Annotated in this window: 21 protein-coding genes and 4 pseudogenes; 18 read left to right on the top strand and 7 right to left on the bottom strand. The window is 46.2% G+C overall.

Features of this window, described 5'->3' with window-relative positions:
* Window positions 1–142: 142 nt before the first annotated feature.
* The 13 genes and pseudogenes from JCM10512_RS23920 to JCM10512_RS12130 all read left to right on the top strand — a co-directional run bounded on the left by JCM10512_RS23920 (window position 143) and on the right by JCM10512_RS12130 (window position 12,772).
* Entirely contained in the window at window positions 143–508 is a 366-nt protein-coding gene (locus JCM10512_RS23920; protein WP_244437153.1) for a sigma factor, read from the top strand.
* Window positions 505–723 carry an RNA polymerase sigma factor gene (locus JCM10512_RS23915; RefSeq protein WP_244437152.1) on the top strand — a complete coding sequence of 73 codons (219 nt, stop codon included), beginning with the start codon at window positions 505–507 and terminating at the stop codon, window positions 721–723. The genes JCM10512_RS23920 and JCM10512_RS23915 overlap by 4 nt, the downstream gene beginning before the upstream one ends.
* Before the next feature lie 207 nt (window positions 724–930).
* Window positions 931–1,992, top strand: a complete 1,062-nt coding sequence (locus JCM10512_RS12160; RefSeq protein ID WP_044163399.1) for a FecR family protein — start codon at window positions 931–933, stop codon at window positions 1,990–1,992.
* A 33-nt stretch (window positions 1,993–2,025) separates the two neighbouring features.
* Complete coding sequence (locus JCM10512_RS23910) at window positions 2,026–2,538, top strand: hypothetical protein (protein WP_244437150.1); 513 nt, start codon at window positions 2,026–2,028, stop codon at window positions 2,536–2,538.
* A 14-nt stretch (window positions 2,539–2,552) separates the two neighbouring features.
* Window positions 2,553–2,897 (top strand): annotated as a pseudogene (locus JCM10512_RS24850) (TonB-dependent receptor plug domain-containing protein); the annotation flags it as partial.
* Between the two features lie 212 nt (window positions 2,898–3,109).
* Entirely contained in the window at window positions 3,110–4,696 is a 1,587-nt protein-coding gene (locus JCM10512_RS23900; protein ID WP_369346472.1) for a TonB-dependent receptor domain-containing protein, read from the top strand.
* A complete protein-coding gene (locus JCM10512_RS23895) occupies window positions 4,678–4,974 on the top strand; it encodes a hypothetical protein (RefSeq protein WP_244437146.1) in 297 nt (98 codons plus the stop codon). Before JCM10512_RS23900 ends, JCM10512_RS23895 begins: the two co-directional genes overlap by 19 nt.
* A gap of 14 nt (window positions 4,975–4,988) precedes the next feature.
* Window positions 4,989–6,185 (top strand): DUF4876 domain-containing protein, encoded by a 1,197-nt coding sequence (locus JCM10512_RS12150; protein WP_044163398.1) that lies wholly within the window; start codon window positions 4,989–4,991, stop codon window positions 6,183–6,185.
* Window positions 6,186–6,200: 15 nt separating this feature from the next.
* Window positions 6,201–7,757: a DUF6850 family outer membrane beta-barrel protein gene (locus tag JCM10512_RS12145; protein WP_044163394.1), complete on the top strand. Its 1,557-nt coding sequence runs from the start codon at window positions 6,201–6,203 to the stop codon at window positions 7,755–7,757.
* Between the two features lie 186 nt (window positions 7,758–7,943).
* Window positions 7,944–9,995 carry a zinc-dependent metalloprotease gene (locus JCM10512_RS12140; RefSeq protein WP_244437145.1) on the top strand — a complete coding sequence of 684 codons (2,052 nt, stop codon included), beginning with the start codon at window positions 7,944–7,946 and terminating at the stop codon, window positions 9,993–9,995.
* Entirely contained in the window at window positions 9,992–11,521 is a 1,530-nt protein-coding gene (locus JCM10512_RS24605) for a S46 family peptidase (RefSeq protein WP_052517191.1), read from the top strand. Before JCM10512_RS12140 ends, JCM10512_RS24605 begins: the two co-directional genes overlap by 4 nt.
* Entirely contained in the window at window positions 11,442–12,194 is a 753-nt protein-coding gene (locus tag JCM10512_RS24600) for a S46 family peptidase (protein ID WP_439644375.1), read from the top strand. The genes JCM10512_RS24605 and JCM10512_RS24600 overlap by 80 nt, the downstream gene beginning before the upstream one ends.
* Before the next feature lie 2 nt (window positions 12,195–12,196).
* Window positions 12,197–12,772: a PepSY-associated TM helix domain-containing protein gene (locus tag JCM10512_RS12130; RefSeq protein ID WP_044163393.1), complete on the top strand. Its 576-nt coding sequence runs from the start codon at window positions 12,197–12,199 to the stop codon at window positions 12,770–12,772.
* On the opposite strand, the pseudogene coaW reads toward JCM10512_RS12130, so the two are convergent.
* Window positions 12,754–13,577 (bottom strand): annotated as a pseudogene (coaW, locus tag JCM10512_RS12125) (type II pantothenate kinase). The gene JCM10512_RS12130 and the pseudogene coaW overlap by 19 nt on opposite strands.
* A gap of 867 nt (window positions 13,578–14,444) precedes the next feature.
* Between coaW and JCM10512_RS12120 the strand changes: the two are divergent.
* The 5 genes and pseudogenes from JCM10512_RS12120 to JCM10512_RS12100 all read left to right on the top strand — a co-directional run bounded on the left by JCM10512_RS12120 (window position 14,445) and on the right by JCM10512_RS12100 (window position 19,017).
* On the top strand, window positions 14,445–14,840 hold the full coding sequence (locus JCM10512_RS12120; RefSeq protein ID WP_044163391.1) for a hypothetical protein: 396 nt from the start codon (window positions 14,445–14,447) through the stop codon (window positions 14,838–14,840).
* Between the two features lie 6 nt (window positions 14,841–14,846).
* Window positions 14,847–16,151 carry a DUF3440 domain-containing protein gene (locus JCM10512_RS12115; RefSeq protein WP_044163389.1) on the top strand — a complete coding sequence of 435 codons (1,305 nt, stop codon included), beginning with the start codon at window positions 14,847–14,849 and terminating at the stop codon, window positions 16,149–16,151.
* Entirely contained in the window at window positions 16,148–16,690 is a 543-nt protein-coding gene (locus JCM10512_RS12110; protein ID WP_044163387.1) for an IbrB-like domain-containing protein, read from the top strand. Before JCM10512_RS12115 ends, JCM10512_RS12110 begins: the two co-directional genes overlap by 4 nt.
* A gap of 239 nt (window positions 16,691–16,929) precedes the next feature.
* A pseudogene (locus JCM10512_RS12105) lies at window positions 16,930–17,864 on the top strand (UDP-glucuronic acid decarboxylase family protein).
* An 18-nt stretch (window positions 17,865–17,882) separates the two neighbouring features.
* Window positions 17,883–19,017 (top strand): annotated as a pseudogene (locus tag JCM10512_RS12100) (hybrid sensor histidine kinase/response regulator).
* A gap of 659 nt (window positions 19,018–19,676) precedes the next feature.
* On the opposite strand, the gene JCM10512_RS12095 reads toward JCM10512_RS12100, so the two are convergent.
* From JCM10512_RS12095 to JCM10512_RS12070, 6 genes are read right to left on the bottom strand one after another with little or no spacing between them, the layout of a single operon-like run.
* Complete coding sequence (locus JCM10512_RS12095) at window positions 19,677–22,541, bottom strand: PD-(D/E)XK nuclease family protein (RefSeq protein WP_044163385.1); 2,865 nt, start codon at window positions 22,539–22,541, stop codon at window positions 19,677–19,679.
* 40 nt (window positions 22,542–22,581) lie between these two features.
* Window positions 22,582–23,394 carry an energy transducer TonB gene (locus tag JCM10512_RS12090; protein WP_044163382.1) on the bottom strand — a complete coding sequence of 271 codons (813 nt, stop codon included), beginning with the start codon at window positions 23,392–23,394 and terminating at the stop codon, window positions 22,582–22,584.
* Window positions 23,395–23,421: 27 nt separating this feature from the next.
* Complete coding sequence (locus JCM10512_RS12085; RefSeq protein WP_044163379.1) at window positions 23,422–24,231, bottom strand: energy transducer TonB; 810 nt, start codon at window positions 24,229–24,231, stop codon at window positions 23,422–23,424.
* A gap of 21 nt (window positions 24,232–24,252) precedes the next feature.
* Complete coding sequence (locus JCM10512_RS25085) at window positions 24,253–24,555, bottom strand: energy transducer TonB (RefSeq protein WP_052517189.1); 303 nt, start codon at window positions 24,553–24,555, stop codon at window positions 24,253–24,255.
* Window positions 24,556–24,611: 56 nt separating this feature from the next.
* On the bottom strand, window positions 24,612–24,953 hold the full coding sequence (locus JCM10512_RS25080; RefSeq protein WP_044163408.1) for a hypothetical protein: 342 nt from the start codon (window positions 24,951–24,953) through the stop codon (window positions 24,612–24,614).
* Window positions 24,954–24,957: 4 nt separating this feature from the next.
* Window positions 24,958–25,575: a radical SAM protein gene (locus JCM10512_RS12070; protein ID WP_044163378.1), complete on the bottom strand. Its 618-nt coding sequence runs from the start codon at window positions 25,573–25,575 to the stop codon at window positions 24,958–24,960.
* Window positions 25,576–25,577 lie beyond the last annotated feature (2 nt).

The following is a 25,577-nucleotide window of genomic DNA, read 5'->3' as shown; positions in this document are numbered from 1 at the left end:
GCCAATGTGCTTTCCGGTCCTACCATTATTATACCTATATTTAGGTATTTCTCACGTTTTTGCATGAAAAAAGCCAGAAGATAGTGTTCTTTTGCTGTTTTTTATCTTCATTTGCACTTTGAAAGCATGACTGATTGATTCCATGAGTAGGTTAACAGATAAGGAATTAGAGATAGAATTTACGACAGATAAAGAAAAAGCTTTTCGCGTTTTCTTCGACACATATTACGTCCGGTTATGTATGTACGCGGTGCAGATAACGGATGATTTCTCTGAGTCGGAAGATATTGTTCAAGGCTTCTTCGTCCAGTTTTGGGAGAAAGAACTCTACAAAACGGTAACTGTTAATTTGAAAAACTATGCCTATCTATGCGTGCGTAATGCAGCTTTGAAATACCTCGAGAAGCGCCAGCGCATCCCATTCGATGAGATCCTGATAAGCGATGAACACCTCTACGCTTATGAAGAAATGGACACAGCGAACGGGAAGCCAAAGAGAAAGAGTTGAAAAAAGCGTTAGACGAACTACCCGAACAAGAGCGGAAAGCACTCTATCGGGTTGTGATTGAAAATAAAAGATACAAAGAAGCAGCCGAAGAGCTGCATATTAGCGTCAATACCCTGAAAAGTTACTTATCAAGAGCCTTAAAAAGATTGCGGAAGAACGACAAACTTATGTTATTGTCACTTTTCTGTATCGATCGTACCATCGAATTACTTTAAAACCGACTAGGTTATAACATCATTTTACATCCATGTGGCGGGCTGACAACCAACAAGTCCCTCGCACTGTCCGGTAGGTTACTCGCAATCTGCCTGTCATTCTATTGGCCTGTTTGCTAGTCAGCTGGAAACTTATTTTAAAAATATCCTTTTTTTTTGCCACCCATTTTGGCATTTTCGGGATCATTAAGATAAAACGAATTAAAAGTGAATAAGAAGATAGACCCTAAAGCAAGCCTGATTACCCTTTTTAACTGGTATCGCATCACAAGAATCAATGAGTTTGAAGCCCAGTGCGATGCGGAAAATGCGTGGCAGCAGATCCAATCCGCTATCCATGCCCGTCGCAGAATGCGGCTGTATAGGAGATGCGCTTCGGTAGCCGCCGCACTCCTGGTGCTCGTCGGAACCGGACTCTGGTATCTGTATGGAGAAGGCGGTTGGGTCAACGCCGACAAAGGATTTACCCAGCAAGGCGCTCAGACAGCCATGTTGGTAGCCACCGACGGATCAGAATACCGACTCTCGTCGGCCGATGATAAAGTTGTCAACGACGGCGGTGTTGCCATAGCCCAGAATCGGGGTAAGGAACTCGTCTACAACGCCCAGTCCGATGCGTCCAAGATGGCAGGCAAGCACTCGCTCAACGTACCCCGAGGAGGAGAATACCGGCTGGTGCTGTCCGACAAGACCCATATCCACGTCAACGCCGAGAGCCATTTGACCTATCCGGTAACGTTCAATCAGGCCAAGCGTGAAGTCTATCTGCAAGGAGAAGCCTATTTCGATGTAGAGAAAGACGACCGCAAACCCTTCATCGTACATACCGAATTGGGCAACATCGAAGTCCTCGGAACCCGTTTCAACGTCACCGCCTATGGAGACGACTGCGTGCTGGTAACCCTCGAAGAAGGTTCCGTCAAGATTGTCAGAGGCGGCAAAGAATACATCCTTTCTCCCGGCGAACAAGCCATTATCGAACGCCGTGAGATAGCCGTGAAGCCGGTACAAGTCAAAAACCACACCTCGTGGGCCAGTGGCATTTACGAATACACCGACACCCCCTTGGAGACCATTGTGCAGCAATTGTCCCGCTGGTACGACGTCGACATCGTATTCGCCAAACCCTATTTGCGTAAACGTAGATTCGCCGGCGTGATCTTTCGGGATCAACCCCTGCAACAGGCTGTGAACATCTTGTCCAAAGTCTCCGATGTACGTTTCGTTTCAAAAGGAAAGATTATAGAAATAACAGATAAAGATGAGTGATAGCATAATTGGTATGAAAAGTTTTTTAAAGGTTTGGTTGGTCATGCTCGTCGGAATGGTGAGCTATACACCACAGGCAGCGGCACAAGGCAAGAAAATTGCGGTAACGGTAGAAAAAGTCTCCATACGTGTAGCGCTGGAAAAGATAAAAGAGCCGGCAATGTACATTTTGTCTATGAAGAAGCCAGTGTCGACAAAGCGTCCGCCATCACGCTCTCTTATCGCACAGAGACCCCGCTCGACGTGATCTTGGACGACCTGTGCAAACAAAGTAAGTTGAGATACGAGTTGCAGGGCGATATCGTACTCTTATACCCCATACGCAAGCAACGTACCTACGACGTTCGCGTTTCCCTGCTGGATGCCGACAATCGCCAACCGTTGATGATGGCCACCTGCGCCCTCAATCCGTTGGGAGCCTATGCGGCAACCGATGTCGACGGCAAGGCCACTCTGAAGAGTATTCCGGCCGGTTCCTATTCATTGGACATCTCCTATGTGGCTTTGAAACGATCCGTCGCCCCATCGAAGTCAAGGAAGACCTGAATCTGGTCATTCGCATGCAACCCACCTCCCTCGCGCTGAAAGAAGTTGTCGTAGTGGCTCGTCAGAATGCCGCCGGAGAGTCAACCAGTTCCATCATCGGACGCCAAGCCATCGACCATTTACAGGCGATGAGTCTGGACGATGTCATGCAATTGGTTCCCGGAGCGTTGATGAAGAACACCGACCTCACCTCAAAATCCAACGTACAGATTCGTTCGCTGGTCAACAACAACACCAACGCCTTCGGATCGAGTGTCGTTGTCGACGGCGTACCCATGTCCAATAACGGAACCTTGTCACAAGGAGGCTTTTCGAGTACCGCTTTCGTGGGAACCGACCTGCGTCAGATCAGTGCCGACGACATCGAATCGGTAGAAGTGATCCGCGGGATTCCCTCAGCCGAGTACGGTGATCTCACATCCGGCCTGGTAGTGGTACACTCCAAAGTAGGGCAGACCCCTTGGCAGGCGAGAGCGAAAGTCAATCCCGGCACCATGAACTACTCCCTTGGCAAAGGAATGCGGTTGAAGAATGCCGGTATCCTGAACTTCAACCTCGACTATGCGCAGGCATGGGGAGACCCTCGTCAGAAAACGAAATCATTCGACCGTTATACGCTCTCCGTAGGCTACGGGCACGACTTCTCGCTAAGTGGCACACCACAACCAAACTCCGTTACGCCCTTGGTAAAGACTGGAACGGGAAAGATCCCGACGCCATTGACGACGGTACATACCTCAAAGACCGCAATCAAATGTTCAGCCTGAGTCATAACGGGAAAATATCCGTCAACAAACTCTTCTCGCGTACCTTGAGCTATACCCTGGGTATGAGTTTCAACCAGACCGATATGGACAAGACAGCCATCGTGCCCAATCCCTCCGGGCTGCTACCGATACTCACAGCGATGGAAACCGGTTACTTCAACGTACCCTTTGAGCAAACCTCTTATCAGGGAAGCGGCAAGACCGTCAGCCGTCCGGGCAATGTGTACGCCAAAGTGGGCAACGCTTTCTTCTTCAAAGCCGGTAAAACCCATCAGAACTTTAAGGTAGGAGCCGACTATCGCTACGACTGGAACAACGCTCAGGGCTATTATAATGTAGACGACCGCTACCCCTTGCGGCCCAACAACGGGGGACGTCCGCGTCCGTATTCCGATATTCCGGGACTTCACCAGCTATCCGCCTACGTGGAAGATAATTTCCGTTGGAACATAAGCAAAGACCGCTTCCTGAAAGTACAGTTGGGTGCACGTTTCACCTCCATGCAACCCGGAGCGGAGGAGGCTACTTACGCGGTTTCTCCCCGTCTGAACGCCTCTTTCTCGGTCAACAAATGGTTGAATCTCCGGGGAGGTTATGGATTGAACTCCAAAACACCGGGACTTGACTACCTCTATCCCGATAAGAAGTACACCGACCGCATCGCTGCCAACTATATGCCGCAGGACGACAAAGCCGCGCAATTGCTGATGTACCACACCCAAGTGTACAACATTCAACGTACGCAGGGATTGAAGAATGCCACCAACCGGAAAATTGAATTAGGCTTTGATGTTAAGTTGCCGGGCGACCGGAAGATCAGTCTGGTGGGCTATCATGATAAAACAGCTACCGGATTTGGTTCCGATACCGAATACTACATCTACGAAGCCAATTTCTATTCACAGAACAAAGGCTTGATTATCACACCGGGAGCCGCCACGCAGGTCGACTGGGCTAATCCCGAACGGGTCGATGTGGTGTTCTCTACCACCGGAAAGATCGGCAACACCAACGTATCGATCAACAAAGGGTTGGAGATGGACTTCGACTTGGGTGAGATACGTTCCATTCACACCTCGTTCTACCTCACCGGCGCCTACATGGAGTCGAAAACCCATTCAACGGATCTAAATTCTTCGAATCCCACCGATTTGCCCAGTGAGTATTCCATCACCAATACCACACCTTTCAAAATCGTTTACCCGTCCGGTTTGCAGCAAAGCGTTTACCGACGCTTCTCGAACAACCTGCGGGTGGTGACCAACATTCCGGCCTTACGGATGGTTGCCTCCTTTTCGGGACAGGTGATGTGGTATAGTTACATGAATAGCATCAACCCGCCGATGGACCTATCGGATGGATCGATACCGATTTGTCCTATCACGAGATAACGGCTGATATGTTGGCCGACGAAGCGTATAAAATCAAAGGCGTGTTGTTGAAGAGTCAGCGAAAGAATCCCAAAGATAATGTGCCCTCCAAAGCACCGATCACCTGGTTGGTGTCGGGACGCCTGACCAAGGAGTTGGGAACAATCGGGGGACTTTCTTTCTATGCCAACAACCTGTTTTTCTACGAGCCTTACTTAAAGAGTTCTACTTCCAATACGTTGATGCAGCGTAATACCGGAAGTTTCAGTTTTGGAGTTGAATTATTTTTTAATTTATAAATACAAGAGAAATCATGAGAAGAAAATTATCCTTTATAGGTAAGATAGCCTGTATTGCTTTAATGACCCTATTGACGGCTTGTTCGTCCGATGACAACGGTACACAGGCCCTGACACTACAAGTCAAAGTGCTGCTTCCCGAAGGCTTTACCGGCCATGGAAATGCGGGACAGAAGGTAACCATAACCCGGAACGGACAAGCATACACAGTAACCACAGACGAACAGGGTGTTGCTACATTCCTGGGCGTAATTCCGGATCTTTATGACATTGCCACTTCGTGGGAAATCACACCGGAACAGTACACAGAGATGACCGGTAAGGAAGTGCAAAACGAAAACTATACGCTTTCGGGTGGATTGCTCAAGCAAACCATTGCCACCGATGGGGTGATTACGCTCCAAACCACAGCGGCCGTTAAGCAGTCGTTGGTTATCAGCAAGGTCTACTACGCGGGTAGCAAAGACCTGAACAATAAGAATTACCTGGCAGGCAAATACGTTGAGTTCTACAACAATTCGAATGATGTAGTCAACGTTTCCGGCTTGTATTTCGCGCTGATCGAGTCGGAGGCTTCTCCCGCTTATCTGCTCAATGACACACCGGACTACATCTACATCAAGCAGATCTTCCGTTTCCCCAGCACAGGCCGCACGGAAATCCAACCGGGCGAGAGCTTGGTAGTTGCCAACAGTGCCATCAATCATACACCGTTTGCCGAGAAGGAACAGGACCTGACGAATGCTGACTTTGAAGCCAAAGATACCAAGAATACCAACAATCCGGCAACTCCCGGAGTCGAACTGATTTATACGGCTTATTCCACAATTCCTTCGATGAATCTGGTACAGTCCGGTCCTTGCTCAATCGTCCTGTTCAGCACAACGGAAGATATCAGCACATGGGAACGGGTTTACAAAAAGGGATCTTCTACGGGTGTGCTTTATGTGAAGATGCCTATCAAATATGTGATGGATGGCGTGGAGTGTCTGAAGTATGCTGCCGAAAGCATCGATGTAACCAAAAAGAGACTCTATGACTATATCGATGCCGGTTACACCAACGTTCAGGCGGTGAGTGGCTATACAGGTGAGGTGCTGTATCGCAAAGTTGATAAAACCGAAAACGGACGTTCTGTATTGGCGGACACCAACAACAGCAGCAATGACTTTGCGATTTCGGACAATATCAAAGTTGGAGAGTATAAATAAATTATAGAAAAAGATATGACCCATCGAGGTAAATTTCTGTTTGGCCTGCTACTGTTGCCTGTATGTTTACAGGCGCAGAGTGAGTTGCAAACCAAACAGAAATACGAATATCAGGATGCCGTTCAGTTGTGGCGAAGCACATTGAATCCGGCCGGCTTGTCACTGGATACATTGGTCAACCGAGGGATTAGTTATCTCTCCCTGACTCGTCAGGAGGGAACGCATTCCCTTGTTCAGGACGGGGATGCCTCCAATGCACTGGTGTTCAAATCGGAACGATATCAACAAATAGGCAAGTATCTCTACGGATACGGGAGCTTTACGTTTGATATGGGCCGTCAATTTGAACGTTCATGGAGTGATGTGATGCGCAGCCATCACTCCAATCCCTATTTCTCAGGTAGTTCGATCAAGGGCAAGTACGATGTGCAGAACTTTGATCTCTCCGCATCGCTGGCCACGCGACCGATGCATAGCTTCACCTACGGTTTCCGGTTGGATTATAAAGTAGGTGATTTATCTCGCCTGAAAGATCCGCGTTCGCGTACCAATCTGGCCGACTATCGGGTCACCCCGGCTGTTACCTATAGCTGGCAGCAGCATACCGTCGGACTGAGTGGGCACTATCGGCGACGCAAGGAGAAGATACCGAACATCATAACGGTGCAGACCGATCCCAACATGCAATACTATACCTATACCGGTATGGAGAACGCCAAAGGAAGTATCGGCGGGTATTCCGCTTTCGAACGTCAGTTCACCAACCATGAACTGGGGGCGGAGCTGGCCTATAGCTACCAAACGGAACGGTTCCATTCGCTGACCACGCTCACCTATTCGAAAGGGAACGAGAGTGTGTACGGTGATACCAAGTATGAACCGGGTAAATACGCTACGTCCAACTATGGCTTGCTGTCTCAAAACCGTTATACGGTTGGCGATAAGCTTCATTCGCTCGACGTCAACGTGAGTTATGAGCAAGGAGATGCGGATGAATATCGGCAGGAGAAGGTGACGGAGAAAGATCCCGTTACAGGCATCGAATCCACCCGTTGGAATACCCTGATCACGTACAACAAACGCTATCAGGTAACGTTGCTCAACGCCGATGTGCACTACCGGTTGATGTGGACCAATCCGCAACTGCGAACATCCAAAGCCTATGTCGGCCTACGGGGAATCCTAAATAGTGCGGAGAACAAATACACATTGCCCGTGTCGTCGTTCAAGTCCGACTACGCACGTACGGAGGTTGAAGGCGGATATGCGTTTCTGTTTAAAGGTTCCCGTTCGTTGTGGGTGGAAGCCGCCGCAAGCTACCACGCTTCCTTATCGGCCGACCTGAATCTGACTGATCCGAGCACCGAGTATGCGCAAAGTGTCCTGCTTCCCGATATGAACTATTACGGAGCTTCTCATTTTGGGGGACGTTTGCAGTTGCAATACCAAATGCCGGTGACGATCAAGAAGACTACCGCCATCTGGTTTGCCAAAATAGGAGCAAGTTATTTGAAGACCAACAAGCACACGGATGCTACGATGTATTCGTTGGCTATCGGGTTGTATCATTAATTGTATTCGAATGAAAAGAATTGTGTTATTGGCCGGTTTGGCTTTGCTGGGTAGCATGAGCACGCTGCGCCTGAGACTCCGTTGTTTCATGTCAAGCAGTCTCCGAAGGGCTATTCAGTTGAAATACCCAAGCGTTTGCTGTCGAAGGACTTCCTACTGGCTGGCCGCGTACAAACGGTCAGCTCGATGAATAATAAAGCGAAGCTTTGTGCGGGACAACGGTTGTACGACCCCATTTGGGTGAAGCTGAAGTACGAGGACAAGCAGCTTTATATCTTAAAACCGGATGTGAAAAACGGTTGTGATGAAACAACTCATCCGTCCTTCCCGGCCTATGAGCGCAATGCGGTTATCCCGGTGATGGAAACGTTCCCGGTAGAACAGGAAACCGATTCGTCGATCGTGGTCAACTGGACCAAGTTCTTCACCGAACCGATCGAAGGAGTTGATCCTTTCAACAGCAAGACGCAACCGGGCCGAAACATCCCATCGCTCAACAAGATACTCGCTGTAAACGCGCATGGCAATCACCTGGAAGTGAGTGTGCAGTACGGTTATGAGGGGGCAACGGCTCCTTTTCTCACAACGATACGGAAGTCGCTCAGCCTACTTCCCGAACAACGCATGACACCCCGTTTGCACGACGCGAGGGTGGGATATGACTTCGTACAGAATCGCCGCTTTCAACTCGCCTCTCCGGGCATCGAGTCGCAAAACCTGATTACCCGTTTCCGGTTGACTCCGGCGCCGGAAGACCAGCAGAAGTACCTGCGGGGGAAGAAGGTGAAACCCATGCAACCCATTGTGTTCTATGTGGACGATGCTTTCCCCGAATCCTGGAAGAAAGCGATCAAAGAGGGCATCTGTGAATGGAACAAAGCCTTCGAAGCCATTGGCTTTCGGGATGTGATGGTGGCGAAAACGTATGCTGAAGCAGGCAAGGGGTTCGATCCGGATGCGATAGATGTCAACTGTTTCCGGTATGTGGTTAGCGATTTCCCGAATGCGATGGGGAAGCATTGGTGTGATCCGCGCACCGGAGAGATTCTGCAAGCCGATGTGTTGTTTTACAGCAACGTAATCTCTCTGTTGCAGAAATGGTACTTCTTGCAAACAGCGGCCTACAATCCGCTTGCTCGTGAAAAGACATTGCCGGAGTCTGTGATGAAACGTTTGATTCGCTATGCGGCTGCCCATGAGGTTGGGCATTGCCTGGGCTTGGAACATAACTTCCGGGCATCTTATGCGTATGCGACCGAGGACCTGCGACGTCCGGACTTTGCAGCGGAATATGGCACGACGGCTTCCATCATGGATTACGCTCGCTTCAACTACGTAGCTCAACCGGGTGATCGGGTGACAGAGGTGTTTCCCCCGTATCTGGGTGTGTATGATTACTATGCGATTCGGGTAGGTTATGCGTATCTTCCGAAAGAAAAAGCGAAAACGATCACGCAGTGGGTGGATGAGAAACAGCAAGATCCCATGTATCTCTATGGACGGATGAATCCGAGTGTGGTACCGGTCGACCCTTCCGTGCAAAACTCCGATATCGGGAATGATCCGGTTGCCTCGTCTACCTATGGCATTCGGAATCTGCAACGGATCATAACCGAACTTCCTCGTTGGAACAAAGGGGCGAACAACCCATTTGAGGGAATGCCGGCGGACTATAAAGATTTGCAAAGCTATTATTTCTCGTATATGGAACGGGTGATTCCCTTGATCGGAGGCCTTTATTCTTTCGAAGAACGTCGCAGAAATGAGGAGCGAAAGACGGTTCCCGTAGCAGGGAAAGAGTCCGAAAGGGCAGTCGATTTCTTGTTGGATGAATTGCTCGATGGGTATCGGTTTCTTACCTCTGAAGCCGTACAGCAATATGCGGGTAATCAAACGGAAACGTTGGTTAAACAGCAGAAACAGGTACTGGACAAGATATTGAGTTCCATCGTTTTGGAACATATCGCGCAGACACAGGCGCAAACCGGGTTTACGTATGCCCGTTTGCTGGATAAGGTCTCGAACCGCTTGTTTGCGGTGAAGGATGCGGATGTGCTAACCCGTAACCTACAACAAAACTATCTCATTCGGTTGAACGAGTTGCTCGACTCCAAGACCCCTACTTATTATGATGTGTTGCTACTACCGGTGGTCGTCGATCACCTTACTGAAATCAAAAAGGAGCTTGAACTGACTCCTGACTTATGGACTAATTATTTAAAACTGAAAATAAAATGACTATTTCTCGATTGAAGATACTTCTTTGCGGGCTTTTTGTTTTACTCTCTTCCACTGCATGGGCGGATGGTGACTTTTGGTTGCCTAACCAGATACAGGGAAAGTTGCATCGCTTGATGAAGAAGGATGGGCTACGACTCAATGAAAAAGATATTTACGATATCAATCAGGCATGTCTGACAGATGCTATTCTCTCATTGAGTAGCGAGGACGGAACATTTACGCCGTTTGCCAGTGCTTCGTTCATCTCGGGCGAAGGATTGGTGTTGACCAATTACCATTGTGTGATGCGTTACCTCGAACATATGTCGACTCCCGAACATGATTATGTGCAATATGGTTGTTGGGCAACCAAGCGGGCGGAGGAATCTCCGCTGTTCAACCTGCAAGTTAACCAATTGGTATCGGTGCAGGATGTTACTTCGGATGTAACCAAGGGAACGAATGGCTTGAAAGAACCGGAACTGTCCAAACAGGTCAACCGCAATGCGGCGGAGGTGATGAAGACCTTTCAGAAGGGCCGGGGTGTGGACGGGAAAGTCTACTCTTTGTTTGGCGGACAGCAATATGTGCTTGCAGTGCTCCGTAGCTTTAAGGACGTACGTATTGTGGCTGCACCTCCCATCAGTCTAGGGAAATTTGGTGGAGATACCGATAACTGGCAGTGGCCTCGTTATTCGGCGGACTTCGCGGTACTACGTGTCTATGCCAATGCCGACAACCAACCTTCTTCGTATAATAAGGAGAATCAGCCTTATCGTCCGGAAGCCTTTCTGACTCTTTCGGGAAAAGGGGTGAAGGAGAACGATTTTGTGATGGTGGCAGGTTATCCGTCGCAGACTCGTCGGTATGTTCCCTCGTTTGCCTTGGACAAAATCGTCTTTCAGGATACACAAGCCGATGCGGACATTGCTAAAATAAAGTTGGACTTCTATACGAAGCGCAAGGAGAACACGGATTCGCTTTACTCGTATTACAATGTGAGAGCCGGAGGGGCTGGCAATGTATATCTTCGTTCCATCGGTGAGATAAGTGGCGTGCGGGAAGCCGATCTGGTAGCTAAACGAGCCAAAGAGGAACAGGAACTAACTGCATGGATCTTGGCGGATGAAGCAAGGAAGCAACGTTATGGAGCTGATCTATGTGCGGATATGAAAGAGACTTATTCGCAGCTGACTAAGCTGAATTTCACCGAGCAAATGTTACAGGCAGTGGCTTTGAATGGGGCAGATGTCATTCCATTTGCCGGAAAGTTTGAGAAGTTGATCGGAATAGCCGGACAAAACCGGAAAAACAGAGAATCGGCCATGAAGGGGGAATTACGTAAGCTTCGACCGCTGACAGAGTCATTCTATCGTAACTTCAAGCTGGAGGACGATAAAGAGATGATGAAGCAACTCCTGGGCATCTATATCCAACGTAGATACGATCTACTATTCGGATGCTTTGAAGCGTCTGGCGAAGCATGCTCCGCATGGAATCGGTACGTATGTAGACAGTCTTTATGTGAATTCACTGCTGCATGACGAACCGCAGATGCTTGCCTTTATCGACAGCGTACCGGCGCAGGGAGTAGATGCTTTGCAGAACGATCCGCTTTATCAGTTGGCATTGGGCTTTTACTTCATGCACATCGACAAAGTAGCCCGTGAGAAGCAGAAGTTTCAGAGCCGGAACATGGAGCTGTACGCGTCTTATTTGCAGGCATACGCCGAGAAGCATCAGGGGGAAATGTTCTCATTCGATGCCAACCGTACGCTGCGTTACTCGGTGGGAAAGGTCAAATCGGCTTTACCGGGTGAAGGAATCGTGTACACGCCTTTCACAACTGTAGACGGACTGATGGCACGGAAACGGATGTTTACCGGCAACAATGACTTCCGCCTACCGGCACGTTTGGGAAGTCTGATCGATAAACAAGACTTCGGAACGTATTGGAAAGCGGGGGAGACGCCTGTTTGTTGTTTCCTCACGGATGCGAATACAGCAGCCGGAAGTTCAGGTAGTCCTGTCTTGAACGGTAAAGGGGAACTGGTTGGAATCAACTTCGACCGTATCTGGCAAGGCGTGTCTTCAACCTATGAATGGAATCCGGAGAAAAGCCGCAACATTGTGGTCGATATCCGTTACATCCTCTGGGTTATCGAGAAATATTCGGCTTCGGCCTATCTGTTGAATGAACTAAAAGTAAATCGTTGACCATGAAAAAGATCTCACCTAAAGTATTAAAATATACGCGTTTGACGCATCGGTATCTATCTTATATATGCACCGGTATCCTATTGGTGTACATCGTTTCGGGCTTCTTGCTCAATCATTATAAAGAGTTTGAGTTCATGCGACAAAAACAGGAGAAGATAGTTGACTATGTGTACGAAGTTCCCGAAAATAAGCTTGATTTCACAGCTGAACAGGCCCAGAAGATCATGCGTGATTTGGGCTATGATGCGGCAGACTACAAGCGTTTCACGCTTAAAGACGGAACACTGAGCATTGTCGGAGCCAATCAGTTGGTCATCAAGATACAGACGGGCAGCAAGCAGGCGTATATCAAAGAGATTCATCGGCCTAAGTTCCTGACCGCGCTCAATCAATTGCACCGCAACCCGAATACCACGTGGACAATCTTCTCCGATGCTTTCCTGTTGCTGACAGTGATTGTCATCATCACCGGACTACTCATCGTGCCGGGAAAGAAGGGAGTCTTTGGCTGGGGAGGTGCACTGGTACTTGCCGGTGTACTTATCCCGCTACTTATTTATTGGTTAGCCGTGTGAGTTAGCGCGGCACCAATGGCGGTGCAATACTCGGCATGTGAGGGGATGATAAAGCGTACGCGGTACATCTCCTCCATGCGGGAAAATATAGGCCGACACTGAGGCAATTGAGTCAGGTTGCCTATCAATACAAAATCTGTGATGGTACTGTTGAGGGAAGCCAGATAAGCCGCTTGCCCGATCGATTGCAATACCATGTGAATAATGCCGATGGCGATGTCTTCTACGGAAGCGTTTCCATCGGCTTTTCCGAAATTAGAGGCCGTAGCATCCAGCGGCAAGTCGGGCAGAGGCTTGTTGCATATATCTTGAATCTGCAAGTTGATGTTTGTAATGTCTCCCTTAGCTCCCATCTCCGCAATGCGGTGAATGTCCTGCGTCTTCAGCAACAGCCGTGACAGGCCTTGCAACGTGCCACCACCGACGCCAATACCACCGATATGCTGAATCTTATCGCCTTCTACCCGTACGAAAGAGGTACCGGTACCCATACTCACCACAAGCAGCTTCTCTAATCCGGTGCTATGACGGGCTCCCAATCCGTTAGCCAGGAATTCATTGGTCTTTCCGGTAGGTAGCCCATAGAGAGGTTGGTCTACGTAGCACTTCCTACGCCCGTCAGAATCACCTTTTCGATATCCGAAAGGGAAACACCGTTGTCGTAAATGTACTTGCCAAACGCGCCAAATAATGAGGTCACCGGATCAGCCGCTTTGATAAACATAGGCGACTTAATCTCCTGATGATCAAGCCCTACAATTTTAGTAGTGCTTCCTCCTACATCGATACCTATAATGATTCCCATATATTTACTTTAAAGATTTATTGCAAAAATAGTGTTTTTTGCAATATCTTCTGCATTTTAAGCCTACGATTGTACGTTGTGGTTTTAATAAATTTACTATTCACTGAGAAGTAAACAGACGCTCTGTTTGCCGAGTTCGTAAAAAGAAACTTAATAATAAGCGGTTGATTCGCTTATTCAAAATCGCCTTAATTACGCATGTCTTGCTTATTGACGGCAAATTGTTTGCAATTAAATAATACTAATTAATAGCTTGCTTGGGAACCATACCTATTTCATTCGATACGTGCGAATAGAAAAACATTTTCAGGGATTATATGCTACTATTGTTTTACATATTTAGGGGAAGGAAATATCGAATAGCTAGTAGTGTATCATGAAAAAAAGACACATAAATATGCTTGTTTTCATTTGAGAAATTTTGATTAAAAGAGAACGAAGCTTGAGGTGAAAACCATCGGACGGTATGTGATAAAAGCTGGAATATAACATTTGGGTTACTCAAACAAATCTGTGAAATCTTATTGAGAGAAGATGCGACTGAATTGCCTCCAATAAAACACGATTCACCGCGTTATTTGGCCGAGGTTTCAGGAGGTAATTCGGTAGCAAATAACTGTGCGTTTCATCCTTGGAAATCTGCGAGCCGGACAGAATTTCAAACAAGAACGATGTGCCCGAAATCGGTCGTTTCGGGAAAACGGATGCGACAGTTACTTACTGTAGGTAAATCGGGAAGAAAGGTGTTGGTAAGGAGAAAATATTTGTAAAACATAGAAAAGAAGGCTGCTCAGGCAAGATTTACGGAATAAAGTACATCTATAATGTTTTTTTTCTGTAGCTTTGTCTATCAATATTTGAATACTGATGATACAGACTGTACGATTGCAGGGGGAAGATAAAAAGTTATACGAACTTGTTGCCCCTTTAGTGATGGACCCGAAGGTCCTTCATGCGAATAATAATTATCCGTTTAAAACGGGTGAGAATTTTGTTTGGTTCATAGCTGTGGAGGAAAACAAAGTTGTAGGCTTCATTCCGGTGGAGCAGAGGGGGAATCAGGCTATAGTGAATAATTACTATATAGGTTCAAAACGAGGAGAAGTGCTGCCTACTCTATTGCAAGCAATCATTAGCTATTACGAGAATGCTGAAGAATGGATATTATCTTCTGTCACTTTGATAGAAGATAGAGACGAATTCATTCAGCAAGGATTTACAATCGATAGAGAATGGACTCGATATCTAAAAATGAGCCGATAAAACACAATGAAAACAAAAAAAACGACAACGAGCAAGAATGTGTATGAATTAACCCAGGAACGCCTGAAGGTTATCTTTGATGAATTTGACAATATTTACGTTTCTTTTTCAGGAGGTAAAGATAGTGGGATCTTATTAAATCTATGTATCGACTACATCCGAAAACATGATCTGAAAGTTCGCCTGAAGCTCTTTCACATGGATTATGAAGTACAATACAAAATGACGATCGACTATGTGGATCGGGTAATAGAAGCAAATAAAGATATACTCGACGTGTATCGCGTTTGTGTGCCCTTCCGTGTGGCCACGTGTACCTCTATGTATCAATCCTTCTGGCGTCCGTGGGAAGACAGTAAAAAAGATATCTGGGTGAGGCCTTTGCCCAAGAAAGCTATGACCAAAGAGGATTTTCCGTTTTATAACACATCCATGTGGGATTATGAATTCCAAATGCGTTTTGCCGGATGGATGCATCAAAAGGAAGATGCGGTACGTACCTGTTGCCTGATTGGGATTCGTACCCAAGAAAGCTTCAACCGTTGGCGGTGTATCCACATGAATCGCAAATACCAGATGTATCATAAGTACAAATGGACCTCGAAAATCGGAAATGATATTTATAATGCTTATCCCATATACGATTGGAAGACAACCGATGTGTGGACGGCTAATGGTAAATTCCAATGGGATTACAATACCCTTTACGACCTCTACTACAGAGCGGGCGTTAATCTGGAACGACAACGGGTAGCTAGTCCTTTTATCAATGAGGCACAAGAGAGCCTGGCTCTTTATCGGGTGCTCGATCCTAATACCTGGGGGAAAATGATAGGCCGTGTCAATGGCGTGAACTTTACCGGTATGTACGGCGGCACGCACGCAATGGGGTGGCAAACAGTCAAGCTTCCCGAAGGATATACCTGGCGTGAGTTTATGTATTTTCTATTGTCCACCTTACCCGAACGAACGCGTAAAGCTTATCTTCGGAAGCTATCTGTGAGCGTAGAGTTCTGGCGTTCCAAAGGCGGTTGCCTGAGTGACGCTACAATCCAAAAGCTCATCGATGCCAAAATCCCTATTATTGTGATGGACAACAGCAATTATAAAACGCTGAAAAAGCCCGTAAGAATGGAATATCAGGACGATGTGGACATTGCTGAGTTCAGAGAAATACCGACTTACAAGCGTATGTGCATTTGCATCCTTAAAAATGACCATGCGTGCAAATACATGGGATTCTCGCCTACCAAGGAAGAGATGAGTAAAAGATCGCAGATAATGGAACAATATAGAATCATAGTATCATGAGTATAGAAATAAGCCCGGTATACGGAGTAAAAGCCGTACCCGTAGAAAAAGTTTTTGCTAACGATTACAATCCCAATGTAGTAGCTCCACCTGAAATGAAATTGTTGGAGATCTCAATTTGGGAAGATGGCTTTACAATGCCTTGTGTGTGCTACTACAATAAGGATGAAGATCGTTATATATTGGTTGATGGTTATCACCGGTATACGGTTTTAAAAACCTCTAAACGAATCTTCAGACGTGAAAATGGCCTATTGCCGGTTGTAGTGATCGATAAAGACCTATCCAACCGAATGAGTTCTACCATTCGACACAATCGCGCCAGAGGAATGCATAACATTGAACTGATGTGCCACATTGTAGCGGAATTAGACAAGGCGGGAATGTCCGATCAATGGATCATGAAGAACATTGGAATGGACCGTGACGAACTCCTGAGATTGAAGCAAATATCAGGCTTGGCCGACTTATTTGCCAACCGTGAGTTTAGTATTCCCGAAGAAGTGGCACCTACGGGAGTAGAGCGGAAGAGTCTTTGACTTTTTTTCCTGTCAAACAGTGTGACTTTATACTCGCAAGCCTGCATCTACACAGGCTTCTCTGTTGATGCATAAACCTAGACTTGTCTTTCAATATTTAATAATTAATTTTTTAAATAGGGAATAAGAAACTGTGAAAATAACTCTCTGTATAATTTGCATATTATAGGAAAAACTGTTAATTTTGTCTATAATAAGAAATATGAGAGTGACTGTATCTTATGAAAACAGAAGGGGACATGAAAAGAGTATTAGTTAGTGGCGGAGCCGGGTTTATTGGTTCGCATCTTTGTATGAGGCTTATTAACGAAAATCATCGTGTTATTTGTCTGGATAATTTTTTTACAGGTAACAAAGAGAATGTAGCCCATCTGCTTGACAATAAGTTGTTTGAATTAGTTCAGCATGATATCACAAAGCCCTATCACGCCGATGTAGATGAAATCTACAACCTGGCTTGTCCGGCATCTCCCATTCATTATCAACACGACCCTATACAGACTGCAAAAACTTCGGTAATCGGAGCTATTAATATGTTGGAGCTGGCTGCGAAGGTCGATGCGAAAATGTTGCAAGCATCTACGAGTGAAGTCTATGGCGATCCGTTGGTGCATCCTCAAAGTGAAAGTTACTGGGGCAATGTCAACCCCATTGGCTATCGCTCTTGTTATGATGAAGGCAAACGATGTGCGGAAACCCTGTGTATGGACTACCACCGACAGGCTAAGGTTCGGGTAAAGATTATACGTATATTCAATACCTATGGTCCCCGAATGTTGGCCAATGATGGACGCGTGGTAACGAATTTCGTGGTGCAGGCTTTGAAACATGAAAATATACCATATACGGCAACGGGAAACAAACCCGTAGCTTTCAGTATATTGATGATTTAATAGAAGGTATGGTGAGGGTGATGGATACAGAGGACGAGTTTACAGGTCCTGTCAACATCGGAAATCCTCACGAGTTCACGATGCTTGAGTTGGCCGATAAAATAATCAGCCTGACAGGCTCCTCTTCTCAGATTGTGTTTAAGACATTGCCGTTTGACGACCCTAAACAAAGACGCCCGGACATTACACTGGCTCAACAAAAACTGGGATGGCAACCGACTGTCGAATTAGAAGAAGGTTTAATGCGTATGATCGAATATTTTAAGAATAATCTGAAATAACACGTAATAGCTAAAAAAATGAATATGGAAGTAACCCCTTCTGAATATAAAATCCTCATTGTGGATGATGTGCTTTCAAACGTTTTTGTTACTCAAAGTACTCTTGACGAACGAAAAGTTTAACATAGCAACAGCCAATAATGGTAGGCTAGCACTGGAGCAAGTAAAGGCCGAAAAGCCCGATTTGGTATTGCTAGATGTAATGATGCCGGATATGAGCGGATTTGAAGTAGCACAAAAAATGAGGGAAACACCCGAAATGGTGGACATTCCGATCATTTTCCTTACGGCTCTCAATAGCACGGAAGATATCGTGAAAGGATTCAAGGTAGGTGGTAATGACTTTATTTCCAAGCCATTCAATAAGGAAGAACTTATTATCCGCGTAAGGCATCAGATCTCACTAATTGCCGCTAAGCGTATAATCGTAGCCAAAACAGAAGAACTTCGCAAAACCATAACCGGACGTGATAAGCTTTATTCCGTTATCGCCCACGACTTACGTTCTCCCATGGGATCAATCAAGATGGTGTTGAATATGCTGATCCTTAATTTGCCTGTCGAGAAGATTGGTAATGAGATGTACGAGCTGCTTACGCTGGCGAATCAAACAACCGAAGATGTGTTTTCACTGCTCGACAACCTCTTGAAATGGACGAAGAGCCAGATTGGTAAACTGAATGTGGTTTATCAAAACTTCAATGTCATAGAGGTGATCGAAGGAGTGATCGAGATCTTCTCGATGGTTGCCGGATTGAAAGATATAAAGATTGTGTTGACAGCGACTGATAAAGAGTTAATGGTGCATGCTGATATCGATATGATTAAGACTGTAACCCGAAACCTGATCAGCAATGCCATCAAGTTTAGCAACAAAGATTCGGAAATTCATGTCACAGTAGCGAAAGAGGAGGGGATGGCTGTGATAGGTGTGAAAGATCAGGGTTGTGGTATTGATGAGGAAAATCAGAAGAAGCTGTTGCATACCGATACACATTTCAGCACATTTGGAACGAATAATGAGGAGGGTTCCGGTTTGGGCCTACTTCTCTGTCAGGACTTTGTAGTCAGAAATGGAGGTAAACTTTGGTTTGTATCTCAAAAGGACGAAGGTTCAACTTTTAGTTTTTCAATTCCTTTGCTGGAAGCATAAACAAGTATATTACTGAAATTTCAAGCGCTATTTACGAATCGTTTAATTCTCGTAAATAGGCGCTTGAAATTTAAAATAACTCTATGATACTTAGCCGGTCAATTTGTTTAAGTCTACGGGTGAAGTTGGATAAGTACACCGGTCAATTTGTTTAAGTCTACGGGTGAAGTTGTTCAGGTACACCGGTCAAGTTGGTCAACTACACGGGTTAACTTGCTCAAGTACACCGATCAAGTTGGTCAACTCCACGGGTTAAGTTGTTCAAGTACACCGGTCAAGTTGGTCAACTCCACGGGTTAAGTTGTTCAAGTACACCGGTCAAGTTGCTCAACTCCACGGGGCAACTTGCTAAATCCCTTTTTAATTTATTTGAAAAGCAGATTGAAAAAGAAGCACTTGTTTCAAGGTGAGACAATCCATCGTTTCTACTGTTTTAAAGTTGGTCTCACAACACTACTCCCCACAGTTGCAATAATGCCTATCCGTTGCCACACTGTAATATCGTTATGACAACGGACAGGCATAGCCTGATACACGACTTTCCTTCAAGAAAGGGTGCTGTACGAAACCAAAAAGTATTACCCAAAATGGCTTTTTAACTCCATGGCAGAAGAGCCACTAACTCCAATCGGCCGCTTGTTTTTACTTCCGATAGCTTCCTATCTCCGACAGATTGCCTTGAAATCACAATACGCACATTGCTTGGTGTGCTCGGTCTGGTAGAATCCTTCCTCCGGATTAAAAATTTCCTCCAGTAGATTTTGCAACCGTTCTCTGAAATCATCTTCGAAGAAAGCAAAGTTATTGACCGGGATTTTGGGTTGGCGTGGTTCCCCGAGTTCAACAACAGGCGAATAATCTTCAGATGATGCCCGGTGAATATAAAGTAGGGCAGGGGCCACCTTAAGCCGTTGTTGTCGGCACATAATGGTGGCATACAGAAACGTTTGAAAAATATAGTTCGGTCGCCCTTCGTCCGGAGTAAACAACTGCTCAATGTTGTTAGGCGTTTTAGGACTTCCTCCGGTCTTGTAGTCAACAATGCGCAACGTGTCTTCCTTGATGTCCATTCGGTCGATTGTGCCACCCAGAAGCAATGTGAGCGGTCCGTTTGCGGTTTGTATCTCAAAACGGTCGTTAACCGGATGTTCCATACCCGCCATTTCGAAAGGAGCATATTGCAGATCGTTACGCAGTAACTGTTTCAGGTAGGAAACGATTACTTTCGAATTGATGAGCTGCACACCGTTGTATTCCGGCTTCTCGTTCAGTTCGACTTTGAAGAACTCCTGTTTAAATGCCTGATCTACATAATCCTGTAGCTTGAAGTCATTGCGCAGCAGACGTTCCAAATCCTCTTTGCGAATCGTCTTCCCGTTAGCTGTTAGCTCGGTGTAAACCAATTGAGCCGCAAGGTGGAAGATCGTACCGAAAAGGGCGGAGTCGATTTCCGCACTGACCTCCTCAGGCGCTTTGAGTCCGGCTACATAGCGATAGTAAAATTTCAATCGGCAATCTAAGTAGGTGTTCAGAGCGGATGGAGAGAGGACTCTTGCTTTGGGACTGGTACTATCGTATGCGAGACGCAAGCGATCCAGTATTTCGGGTGTCTTCTCTATCTGAATGTCGGTCGTACTCTGAGGCGACTGTCCCGCCTCTAAATATTCGGAGGTGATTTCATGCGGTCCTTCTACCAGCAGTTGCAGCATGAAACGAGACTCTTCTCCCCGGTTCAGTCCGTCCGAGGAGGTGTTGTACATCAGGGTGATGTTCTCGGCACGTTGTATCAAACGATAGAAATAGTACGCGTAAACGGCATTCTTGTATTCGATCGTAGTCATTCCGAACGCTTTTCGCAGGTTGTACGGGATGAATGAAGAATCGCCCCCCGCTTTGGGTAGTTGCCCTTCGTTGAGTGACAACAGAATGAGATTTCGGAAGTCCAGGTTACGTGTTTCGAGCACCCCCATCACCTGCATACCAATGGCCGGTTCGCCATGGAAAGGAATGTTGGAAGAGGTCATCACTTTATTAATGAGCCGTTTGAGTGTATCCACGCGAACATTCAGTTCACCGGCCTCAATCAAACTATACATCCGGTTGATCAGTGTATAACTCTTAAAAATCGATTCGCGGTAGAGTTGATTGAACACGTCGTCGTATTCACTTTCGGTCCGATAGAGAACGGAAATATCTTTGATAAGCTCCGCAAGATAGTCGCATAGCGCTTTGATCCCGTTGCAGGGTGTGAAGAGTTTGGCCAGAAAATCATCAGCTTTCAGCTCTGAGGGAAGTGGATAAAAGCGATTCGCCTTGGTCAGCTCGCGCTCTAATGATTCCGCTTTGTCGGACAGCTGACGGGTGTAGGGATGCTTCAGTAAGACGGACACCGCTTTATAGATGAAGCGTCCGGTATCACTACGGTAACCGTTGGTTTGCAACTCGATGGCTGCATTGACAAAGCTGTAGATCGGTGTTTGCGCCAGAGGGAATCCCATGGTGATATTGACATTCTTCACCTCTTCGGGGATGGAGTGTAGCACGGGAAGTAACAAAGCTTCGTTGCACAGCACCACCGCATTCTCTTTCTCTTCGCAATCGGAGGAGAGCGTTGTGCGGATCCATTCGGGTAAGAAGCGGGCTTGCGCATTCTCGGTCGAAGCGGAGATATAGCGAATCTTCTTCGGCTTGCGGAACGAGTCGAAGTAGCTCTCCGGCAATTCGTTCGGAAACAGTTTCAGGTTGCGGTTGACAAATTCACCGGCTTCATGCTTCTCTATCTGTCGAGTATAAAAGAGGTCGTAATCCCAATAGAACATCGCTTTATCGGCATCTTTCAATAATTGGAAGAACCGGGTCTCCACCTTATTGAGCACGTTGAATCCTACAAAAACGTATTTGTCGTACGGCAGTTGGCCGGCCTCCAGCTTCTCGATAACATTGCGGTAGAGCATACCTTCGTACGCAATACCCAAGGCGGAGAGGTTTTCACGGTAGCGGCGGTAAATGGCTTCCAGCTTATCCCAGAGCGAGATGAATTTCTCTTTAAGCACCGTTCGCTTTTCAATGGAGAAATTGCGAAAGAACTGTTGTATAGCTTCCTCCTGTTCTTCATCGAGGAAGCTGTAATCGTCCATCAGTTTCTTTAAATCCTGTAGGTTGCTGAACAGTTTGTCGGCATCTACCAGATTCTTGTCTACATCGTCGAAGTCGCTAATAAGCAATTCTCCCCAGAAGTAAAAGTCGTCGAGGGTTTCCTGACTTTGTGTTTCCTCGATGAACACCTTATAGAGTTCGCAAACCAGCCGGATCGGATCTCCTTTTTTCTGTACGGATAGCTTCTGAAACAAGTCGCTGATGCTCATGGCAGCGGGCGACCAGATTGGCTGATCGGATTCACCGGCCAGATATTCGTTGAAAAATAGGTTGGCACGTTTGTTAGGGAAGACAAGAACGGTGCGAGACAGGTCGCTGCCAATCTTGTTGTATAAGTCATGAGCTACTAGGCTGAGAAATGATTGCATATTATAGGTATTGTTTTCTTATGATTTATTGATTCGCTTACTAGAGTTTAAATACGATTGGAATTGTAAATTTAGAGAGAACCGGTTGCCCATCGACTAAGCCTGGCTTCCATTTGGGCATAAGCTGCACTACTCGCAAAGCTTCTTTGTCTAACAGAGGGTGTATGCCACGTATGATTTTCGACTGGACTATATCTCCTTCTTTGTCGATAATCATTTCGATGATAACCCGCCCTTGCATAGATATTTCTCCTTGTGCCAACTCTTGCGGATAGATTATGTTGGCGGCAATGAAATTCATTAACTCACTCATGCCTCCCGGAAATTGCGCCCAAACCTCAGGAAGATCAACGATGTCTTGGATAACTGCTTCATCGGGTATTATTTCTTCTGTTGGCAGCAGACCTGATACTATCTCATCCGATTCCGTGTCTATCTCATCAGCTATTACAGGGGCAATGAATCCGATCGTAGTGGTTCTAACCTTAATCGAATCTTTTGGAGGAATTGAGTCGCCTAATAACGGAGTCGGTTCCTCAGTGACGGGAGTCGTTATTTCATTTGGTATCGCATTTATTTCGTTTCCTTTATTGGACGAGCTGCCACAGGCAGTTAGCGAGGCTGCTGCAATTACTCCGGCTGATATACCTAATACGGTGATTGCTTTTCCACGTACTTGTTTATGTTCCAGTTGTTGTTCCAGGTAACGCACTTCCGCTTCGCATTTAGGGCAAGTACCCAGACAGTCTCCCTGGTATTGACATTCGGAGGTAATGAAGTCAATATCATTCGCTACGGCTATTTGCCGACGAATCTCTTTTAAGATTCTACAAGTCTGTTTTCCTCGTCTCATGGCATCCTTTTATTAATGGGGGTATTCTTATCTTAACCGAAATGTGATTGGAATTGTATATTTTGCAATGACCGGTTGTCCATCGACTAAGCCCGGCTTCCATTTCGGCATAAGTTGCACTACTCGCAAAGCTTCTTTGTCAAACTGAGGGTGTATGCTACGTATGACTTTCGATTGGACTATATCTCCTTCTTTGTCGATAACTATTCGGATGATAACCCGCCCTTCCACACACATCTCTCCTTGTGCGAACTCTTGCGGATAGATCAGGTTGGCGGCAATGAAGTTCATTAACTCACTCATGCCTCCCGGGAACTCCGGCATAACCTCAGGGAAGTCTACAGTGTCTTGGACAGCTACTTCACCGGGTATTTCTTCTGTTGCTAACAGACCTTCTATCTCACCCGATTTCAAGTCCATTTCATCAGTTATTACAGGGGGAACAAATTTGACAGTAGCTTCCTTAGCCTTAATCGAATCTTTCGGAGGAATTGAGTCGCCTAATAACGGAGTCGGTTCCTCAGTAACGGGAGTCGTAATTTCATTTGGTGTCGCATTTACTTCGTTTCCTTTGTTGGACGAGTTGCCACATGCGGTAAGCGAGGCCGCTGCAATTACTCCGGCTGATATACCTAATACGGTGATTGCTTTTCCACGTATTTGTTTATGTTCCAGTTGTTGTTCCAGGTAACGCACTTCCGCTTCGCATTTAGGGCAAGTACCCAGACAGTCTCCCTGGTATTGACATTCGGAGGTAATGAAGTCAATATCATTCGCTTCGGCTATTTGCCGACGAATCTCTTTCAAAATTCTACAGGTCTGTTTTCCTCGTCTCATGGCATTCTTTTATTAATGGGGTTATTCTTGTTTCGCTCGAAATATGACTGGAATTGAATATTTTACATCGACCGGTTTCCCGTTTAGAGTCCCAGGCTTCCATTGCGGCATATTTGCTATAACTCTCAATGCTTCTTTGTCATAATCCGGATGTATACCACGTACTATTTTTGCATCGGTAATCTCTCCTTTTTTAGTAATCAAAATTTGTATAATAATACGGCCTGAAAGGCTCGGTGGGTTTTTGGGATATTCAAAATTATTTTTTATATAATCAAATAACGCCTTTTGTCCTCCGGGAAATGTGGGTGATGCTTCTACCATTCCAAACAAACCGTCCTCTTTTTGTAATATTAGCGTATCCGCACTTTTGACAGAAGTTAGGCTATCTGCCTCGCATGTGATTTCTTACCCGCAACTTCAATTTGAGAAGGTGATTTATCCAAACTGTCTTTGGCCGTTTCTTGTCCATATAGAGCAGAGGAACCCAATGCAGCGGATAAGCCTAGCGATACTCCCACCGTTTTGATACTTAGTCCGGCCCTTTGCCGGGAAAGAAGTTGTTTTTCCAGGTAACGCACTTCTGCTTCGCATTTAGGGCAAGTACCCAGACAGTCTCCCTGGTATTGACATTCAGAAGTGATGAAGTCAATATCATTCGCTTCGGCTATTTGCCGACGAATCTCTTTCAAAATTCTACAAGTTTGTTTTCCTCGTTTCATGGCATTAATCCTCCAAGGTTTTATAGGTAAATCGATCGAATTGGGTAATTCCCATTTCTTTGAGTCGTTCGATACTGTGGTCAACATCCTTCTCCGTATTATAAGCGGGTATGAGTGGTGTCCGAACGATGATTTGCTCGCTCTTACCCTGTTCGATTAGATAACGGAGGTTTTGGATAACCCTTTCGTTGCTCTGTCCGGTATATCGTTGATAGATATCCTGATTTATATCTTTGATGTCGACTATGTAACTATCTACAATGGGAATCAGTTCTTCTATGTTTTGCGGTGGAACATTGAGAGATGTTTCCACGGTTATCCTCCATTCCGGTCCGCAGAAATAGCGGAACCCCCGGATAAATTCGCTTTGCAATAGCGGCTCACCACCGCCAAAGGTGACCCCTCCGCAACTAGCCAGAAAGTATAGTTCGTCTTGACGTACCCTTTCATAGAGCTTGGCGCAATCGTAGTCTTTCCAAACACCATCGGGTTGTAGGGAAGCCGGATTGAGGCAATACTGACAACGCAACGGACAACCGTGAAAGGCTACCAGTGTGGTAACTCCTTCACCGTCGATGGATAATCGGTGGCGGGCAATGCCTATGAGGGGAACTGCTTTCATTT

Origin of the sequence: Bacteroides reticulotermitis JCM 10512 (assembly GCF_000517545.1) — a bacterium.
GTDB classification, from domain to species: domain Bacteria; phylum Bacteroidota; class Bacteroidia; order Bacteroidales; family Bacteroidaceae; genus Bacteroides; species Bacteroides reticulotermitis.
The sequence above is the reverse complement of the archived record's forward strand: the minus strand, read 5'-3'. Positions and strand labels throughout refer to the sequence as shown.

Excerpts from the sequence above, each read along its gene's own strand:
- JCM10512_RS23920 (WP_244437153.1), top strand. The coding sequence starts at position 143 with ATGAGTAGGTTAACAGATAAGGAATTAGAGATAGAATTTACGACAGAT.
- JCM10512_RS23900 (WP_369346472.1), top strand. The coding sequence starts at position 3,110 with ATGGGGAGACCCTCGTCAGAAAACGAAATCATTCGACCGTTATACGCT.
- JCM10512_RS12150 (WP_044163398.1), top strand. The coding sequence starts at position 4,989 with ATGAGAAGAAAATTATCCTTTATAGGTAAGATAGCCTGTATTGCTTTA.
- JCM10512_RS12145 (WP_044163394.1), top strand. The coding sequence starts at position 6,201 with ATGACCCATCGAGGTAAATTTCTGTTTGGCCTGCTACTGTTGCCTGTA.
- JCM10512_RS12140 (WP_244437145.1), top strand. The coding sequence starts at position 7,944 with ATGAATAATAAAGCGAAGCTTTGTGCGGGACAACGGTTGTACGACCCC.
- JCM10512_RS24605 (WP_052517191.1), top strand. The coding sequence starts at position 9,992 with ATGACTATTTCTCGATTGAAGATACTTCTTTGCGGGCTTTTTGTTTTA.
- JCM10512_RS12130 (WP_044163393.1), top strand. The coding sequence starts at position 12,197 with ATGAAAAAGATCTCACCTAAAGTATTAAAATATACGCGTTTGACGCAT.
- JCM10512_RS12120 (WP_044163391.1), top strand. The coding sequence starts at position 14,445 with ATGATACAGACTGTACGATTGCAGGGGGAAGATAAAAAGTTATACGAA.
- JCM10512_RS12115 (WP_044163389.1), top strand. The coding sequence starts at position 14,847 with ATGAAAACAAAAAAAACGACAACGAGCAAGAATGTGTATGAATTAACC.
- JCM10512_RS12110 (WP_044163387.1), top strand. The coding sequence starts at position 16,148 with ATGAGTATAGAAATAAGCCCGGTATACGGAGTAAAAGCCGTACCCGTA.
- JCM10512_RS12095 (WP_044163385.1), bottom strand. The coding sequence starts at position 22,541 with ATGCAATCATTTCTCAGCCTAGTAGCTCATGACTTATACAACAAGATT.
- JCM10512_RS12090 (WP_044163382.1), bottom strand. The coding sequence starts at position 23,394 with ATGAGACGAGGAAAACAGACTTGTAGAATCTTAAAAGAGATTCGTCGG.
- JCM10512_RS12085 (WP_044163379.1), bottom strand. The coding sequence starts at position 24,231 with ATGAGACGAGGAAAACAGACCTGTAGAATTTTGAAAGAGATTCGTCGG.
- JCM10512_RS25085 (WP_052517189.1), bottom strand. The coding sequence starts at position 24,555 with ATGGTAGAAGCATCACCCACATTTCCCGGAGGACAAAAGGCGTTATTT.
- JCM10512_RS25080 (WP_044163408.1), bottom strand. The coding sequence starts at position 24,953 with ATGAAACGAGGAAAACAAACTTGTAGAATTTTGAAAGAGATTCGTCGG.
- JCM10512_RS12070 (WP_044163378.1), bottom strand. The coding sequence starts at position 25,575 with ATGAAAGCAGTTCCCCTCATAGGCATTGCCCGCCACCGATTATCCATC.